4 protein-coding genes and 1 pseudogene are annotated in these 4240 nt (G+C 36.2%); 4 read left to right on the top strand and 1 reads right to left on the bottom strand.

The window, feature by feature from the left end; genetic code table 11:
- Positions 1–208: hypothetical protein (locus Q0212_RS15410; protein ID WP_297927155.1), on the top strand; the 208-nt coding region annotated here is incomplete at its 5' end.
- Positions 209–278: 70 nt separating this feature from the next.
- Positions 279–1034, top strand: a complete 756-nt coding sequence (locus Q0212_RS15405; protein WP_297927153.1) for a sulfite exporter TauE/SafE family protein — start codon at positions 279–281, stop codon at positions 1032–1034.
- On the opposite strand, the gene Q0212_RS15400 is transcribed toward Q0212_RS15405, so the two are convergent.
- Complete coding sequence (locus Q0212_RS15400; RefSeq protein ID WP_297927151.1) at positions 1023–3119, bottom strand: EAL domain-containing protein; 2097 nt, start codon at positions 3117–3119, stop codon at positions 1023–1025. The two genes, Q0212_RS15405 and Q0212_RS15400, sit on opposite strands and share 12 nt — an antisense overlap.
- Positions 3120–3389: 270 nt before the next feature.
- On the opposite strand from Q0212_RS15400, the gene Q0212_RS15395 reads away from it, so the two are divergent.
- Entirely contained in the window at positions 3390–4040 is a 651-nt protein-coding gene (locus Q0212_RS15395) for a GntR family transcriptional regulator (protein ID WP_297927149.1), read from the top strand.
- Positions 4037–4240: pseudogene (gene prpB, locus Q0212_RS15390) on the top strand (methylisocitrate lyase); the annotation flags it as partial. The gene Q0212_RS15395 and the pseudogene prpB, both read left to right, overlap by 4 nt.

Genomic DNA, 4240 nt, shown 5'->3' with positions numbered 1-4240 from the left:
TCATCATTCGATACCTGTATCACAAAAATCTATCGTCACTATAGTAGGGTCTGATGTTTCTACATTAGTAACTTTTTTAGGAATAGGTTTTTTGGCCTTTTATGGAATTCAAAAAATTCGAGAATCACGAAATTCGAAATCATCTGCCGTAGCTTCAGAATTTAAAAAATCATCAATTAAAATAGTAAAGGTTTGTTATTATCTGTAATCCCTCAATCTTAATATAGCTATTTCCTTTTGTTAAGGTTTTATTTGTTTGTTCTGTGGAAACTATTTTTGTGCCATTAATCGACTCCCTCATTTTGTTTGTGATTTCTTTAGTTGCAAATTTATTATCTGCTTTAGCGGGTGGGGGAGCAGGTTTATTACAATTGCCTGCGTTATTGCATCTTGGTTTACCTTTTGGTATGGCACTCGCAACACACAAAATTGCCAGTGTTGCTTTAGGCGTCGGTGCAACAACACGCCATTGGCAAACAGGTAAATTAAAATGGCGTTTTGCGCTGTTAATTTTGCTTGCTGGTTTACCTGGAGTTTGGCTAGGAACACAATTAATTTTAGCCATTCCTGAACAAATAGCCCAGTTTGCTTTGGGGGTTTTAACCTTAGGGTTAGGCGTTTATTCTTTATTAAAAAAAGATTTAGGATTAACAAGTCAGCGTATTCATCGAGATAAAATAGGCTTAATCATAGGTTGTTTAGGTTTGTTTATTATAGGGATATTGAATGGTTCTTTGACATCAGGGACTGGTTTATTTGTGACTATCTGGTTAGTTCGATGGTTTGGTTTTGATTTTACCCGTGCGGTATCTTATACCTTGATTTTAGTCGGTTTTTTTTGGAATGGTTTAGGCGCATTATTTTTGGGCTTACAAACACCTGTCGCTTGGTCTTGGTTACCTGCCTTGTTATTAGGTTCTTTAATTGGTGGGTATCTTGGTGCTCATTGGGCTTTATTAAAGGGTAATCAATTAGTGAAGCGTAGTTTTGAAGTGTTGACAATCCTTGTCGGTCTAAGCTTATTATTTACCTAGTAATTCAATGATTTTAGTAAATGGCATGGGTTTACCAAACATATATCCTTGAGCGTAGTCACAAAGTTCGGTGTTTAATAATTCAATTTGTTCGGATAATTCAATCCCTTTTGCGGTTACTTGCCAACCAAGTTTATGAGACATAGCAATTAAAGCTGCAACAATTTCTTTATCTTCAGGGTTGTTGGGGTCTAATAATAAACTACGATCTAGTTTTAATTGCGTGATAGGTAATGTTTTTAACCATATCAATGAAGATGCTCCTGAACCAAAATCATCGACAATTAATTTTAGTCCAGATTCATGCAGTTTAGATAAAAAAATCGGAGCTTTATGTCGATGCTCATACAAAACGTTTTCAGATAATTCAAAACAAAACCATTGATAATCAATTTTTTCTTCATCAAGAATGGCAAGACTTTCTGGGATAAAATTATCGTTATTAATATTGAGAGCTGAGCAATTCATACTAATCATTAACGGCGAACCTAAAGCTTGTAATGCTTTGATATCACGGCAAATTTGACGAATAACCCACATATCAACTAAGGCAACAAAACCGTTAAATTCTGCAATATTAATAAAATGTTCAGGTGTTAGAATGCCTTTTTGTGGATGTAGCCAACGCACTAGGGCTTCTAAGCTAACTAGTTTTTTGGTTTTTAAATCAATAACGGGTTGGTATTCCACAAAAAGCTGAGATTCAGTAATGGCAGAATGTAGGTCTTTTTGTAAAGAAAGCTCCCGATGTGATTTGTGTTGTAAATAATCACTGTAAAAGTTTAAAGTATTTCGTCCTGAACCTTTTGATTGATAAAGTGCGTGATCAGCATTTTTGATGAGTAATTCTTGATTGTCACCATCATAGGGAAATAAGCTAATGCCAATACTGATCGTTGTATTGGCAACATGCCCACTCAAGGTAATTGGCTCTTGCATTTTATGCAATATACGATTTGCAATCACTTTTGCTTCGGGTGTTGTACCAATTGGTGCCACTAGACAAAACTCATCTCCGCCAATTCTGCCAATTAAGTCATGTCCACGTAAAACACTTCTTAATCGTCGAGAAATAATTCTCAGCAATTCATCGCCTGCAGAGTGGCCTAAGGAGTCATTGATGCGTTTAAAATTGTCTAAATCAATAAACATGATCGCTAATTTATTGGCTGATTGCTTAGATTCCGTTAAACGAGCGGCAAAGGCATCCATAAAGGCATGACGATTAAACAAACCAGTTAATGTGTCGTAATGAGCGAGTTGCTCAAGAGAGGAATGATTACCTTGTAATTTTTGTAATTGTTGTTCGGCACTGTCGAGTGCTTGTTGTTGCATTTTGAGTTTTTGATAACTATGTAATGATATCAACAATAAAATATTAATAATGGCTAAAAACAAAACAATGGCTATTGCTGTTAAAGCTTTTTGTGATAATACGCTATCTGTGACCAAACTTGGCACGCTGAAAACGTCAAAAGCACTTAAATTTATACGATATGAAATGACCAAACATAAACTAAATAATAATAAAGCTATGTAGTATTTATGGTCATAAAATGTTTGATTTTTAAAAGAAAATTCATTTAGTAAAAGGCTGCTAACTAAGCATAAACTCATTGAGGTAAAAAAGAGTAAATAGTCTGTTTCAAAATAGTTATAGCTGACTAAGCTCAGCGTGGTTAATAAATGTATGAATGATATGGCTAATGTGCTTGATATAATAAACAATAGTTGGCTTAACTTGTGCTGTTTAAATTGACTAAAAATAAGGACAAAAATAAAACTACTCAAAAAGCTAATGGCCAATGACCATGTGATATATGCGCTTTGAATGGAAAATTGTGGACGAGTACCTAACATTAATAGCAGATCAATAAACCAGATATTTAATGCTAATACGGTATTGATGATTAAATACCAAATTAAATTCAATGGTGAACGATCTTTGAATAAAGAGTGGTGATGTTGGCTGATTGTGGTGATGCTATAAAAATGCCCTCCAGCGCAAATTAAGGCAAAAATGACAAATAAAGGCGATATTTGCCAAGTTAATGCTTCGGTAATAGAAGGGCTAAGTGTAGTCATATAAAAGAGACTTCCTTGAATCTGAATGGTTTTAAAAGGAATAATGCAGTAAAAAATTTTGTCGATTGTTGACTAAATTACATTAATCATCAAGCATATTTTAAATAGTCATTCTTATGCTGAGAAATTCATTTTTTTGTCGACAAAATATTGGTTTTTATTTGACTATTTGTCTTTTTTGCTTATTATTGCTCTACTTTTTATAAAATTGTAGACAATATTGTGCAGCAAGCTCCTTCTTCAATCATAGAATCTTCAAATGAAGCTAATATGACTTTAGCCGACCGAGTGTTTGCCCAAATTCAGGATGCGATTGTCAAAGGTCAACTTAAAGCAGGCGTAAAAATGTCCGAAGCGGAGTTGACCACTCGTTATGGTGTATCCAGAGGGCCTTTGCGCGAAGCCTTACGCCGTTTGGAAGCACGAAAATTATTGACCCGTATTCCTCATGTGGGAGTGCGTGTGGTTGAGCTAACCATTGATGATGTGTTGCAGATGTACCAAGTGCGCGAAGTGTTAGAAGGTATGGCAGCACGCTTGGCGGCTGAGCATGTCACCGAAGAAGAAGTACAAGGCTTAAAGCAGCTGTTGCAACAACATCAACAGCAAACCGAACTACAAACAGGTAAGGGCTATTATCAAGAAGAAGGTGATTTTGATTTTCACTATCGGATTGTAAAGGCTAGTCGTAATGAAGTGTTGATGCAAATGCTCTGTGGTGAGTTATATCATCGGGTGCGTTTGTATCGTTATCAGTTTTCTGTGACCGAAGGTCGTCCCCATAAGGCATTTGCCGAACATTCCCGAATTATTGAAGCCATTGAAGCCAAAGACGGTGAAATGGCTGAGTTGTTAATGCGCCGTCATATCAGTGCCGCGCGTCAAAATATCCAAAACCACTTAGTTGGAGAGAAAAGATGAGTTTACACAGTGCAGGTGCGCGTTTTCGCCAAGCCTTAGCCGAAGAGTCACCGTTACAGGTGATTGGTGCTATCAATGCTAATCATGCGTTATTAGCCAAACGTGCAGGCTTTAAAGCCATTTATTTATCAGGTGGTGGTGTTGCCGCAGGTTCTTTAGGTTTACCTGATTTGGGCATTAATACCTTAGATGATGTGTTG

Source organism: uncultured Agitococcus sp., from assembly GCF_937920075.1.
Lineage (GTDB): Bacteria > Pseudomonadota > Gammaproteobacteria > Pseudomonadales > Moraxellaceae > Agitococcus.
Note: the sequence above shows the minus strand (reverse complement) of the source record. Positions and strands in the feature narration are given on the sequence as shown.